Annotated in this window: 2 protein-coding genes and 1 pseudogene; all 3 read right to left on the minus strand. The window is 69.0% G+C overall.

Translation table 11 applies throughout. The features are described from left to right. On the minus strand, positions 1–190 hold a 190-nt coding region (locus tag EOA28_RS35605; RefSeq protein ID WP_148671096.1), incomplete at its 3' end, for a nicotinate-nucleotide--dimethylbenzimidazole phosphoribosyltransferase. A gap of 23 nt (positions 191–213) precedes the next feature. Beyond that, entirely contained in the window at positions 214–981 is a 768-nt protein-coding gene (cobS, locus tag EOA28_RS35610; protein ID WP_127253406.1) for an adenosylcobinamide-GDP ribazoletransferase, read from the minus strand. After that, positions 978–1,439, minus strand: a pseudogene (locus tag EOA28_RS35615) (cobyrinic acid a,c-diamide synthase); the annotation flags it as partial. The pseudogene EOA28_RS35615 and the gene cobS, both read right to left, overlap by 4 nt.

Below are 1,439 nucleotides of genomic sequence, written 5' to 3' on the forward strand. Positions count from 1 at the left end.
TGTCGCGGCCCTGCCAGCGGCCGAGCCACGCGGCGATCGTTTCCAGCCTGCCAAGGCTGCCCGGCGGCTTGGTCAGAGTGTCCTGGCGGCGGGCGACGGCTCCGGCGGCGGTGTCGCTGCCAGTCGGAAGATCGAGGCAGGCGGCGCGAAGGTCTTCGAGCGATTTGAACGAGGCTGGTTGGGGGGACATGGGGCAAGGTCTCCGAAACAGAATCAGGAAAGGCAGACGGAAGCGACGAGAAGAACGGCGATCTCGCCAAGCTGCTGCAGCGCGCCGATCGTGTCGCCGGTCTGGCCGCCGATCTGGGCGAGGCAAAGCGCGCGGAAGCCCGCGAAGACCAGGCCGAGCAGGATCAGCGCCGCGATGGCGCCGCCGGGGCCGAGCGCCAGCAGCGCCACGGCGCCGAGCGCAGCGCCGATGGCGGCGGTCTGGCTTGCGACAAAGCCCGCATTCGCCGACAGACCGTCGCTGCGGGCCGGCGGCAGAAGATGCATGAAGGCGCCGAAAAGCCCGCGCGAAGCGGCGTGCGCGGCGAGCAGCGCCAGAAAGATGTGGCCGGGACCGGCGAGTTCGGACAGCGCGCTCCAGCGGACAAGCAGCGACAGCCCAAGCGCGGCCGCGCCATAGGCGCCGATGCGGCTGTCGCGCATGATCTCCAGCTTCCTGTCGCGCGTCCTGCCGCCCCAAAAGCCGTCAGCGATGTCGGAAAGCCCATCCTCATGCAAGCAGCCGGTGGCGAGCATCGTCGCGGCGAGCGTCAACGCAGCGGCCGGGCCGCTGGCAAGACCCAGACTGTAGGCGATGGCGTAGACAAGCGCGCCGATGATCGCTACCGCAAGACCGGCGAAGGGCGCCGCCCAGATCGCGTCGGCCAGGCTGCGGCCGCCGAAATCGCTCGAGGGCAATCTCAGCCGGGTAAAGAAGACGAGGCTGAGGCCGATATCGTCAAGCACTTGCCGGGGTGCGGAAGGGCCGCTCATGCGCTCCTCGCAATAGCATGAAAGAAGGTGCCGCTGACATGGCCGCGCCGGTAGCCGGAAGCGCCGAGCGGGTTGCCCTGGCCGTCGGCAAGGTCGGCCAAGGGCTCGTCATTGCCGGTGGCCGTCATCTGCGCATAGTGGAATTCGTGTCCGCGGATCAGCGTGCCCGCCGGCCCCAACGGGCAGGCGGCGCGCAGGCGCGCCTCGCGGTAGCCAAGATTCATCTTGCGCCTGGCGAAGCTGGTCGAATGGCCAAGCAGGCCGAGCATCCTGTGGCTTGTCCCCTCCGCGTCTTCCAGCCCTTCGCCCAGCACCATGAAGCCGCCGCACTCGCCATGAATCGGCTTCGTCGCCGCAAAGCGCGCCATTCCGGCCTGGAAGTTCGTCGCAGCCGCGAGCTTGCCGGCATGGAGCTCGGGATAGCCGCCGGGCAGCCAGCAGACATCGCAGTCCTCAGC

This window comes from Mesorhizobium sp. M2A.F.Ca.ET.067.02.1.1 (assembly GCF_004023285.1).
Taxonomy (GTDB): Bacteria; Pseudomonadota; Alphaproteobacteria; order Rhizobiales; family Rhizobiaceae; genus Mesorhizobium.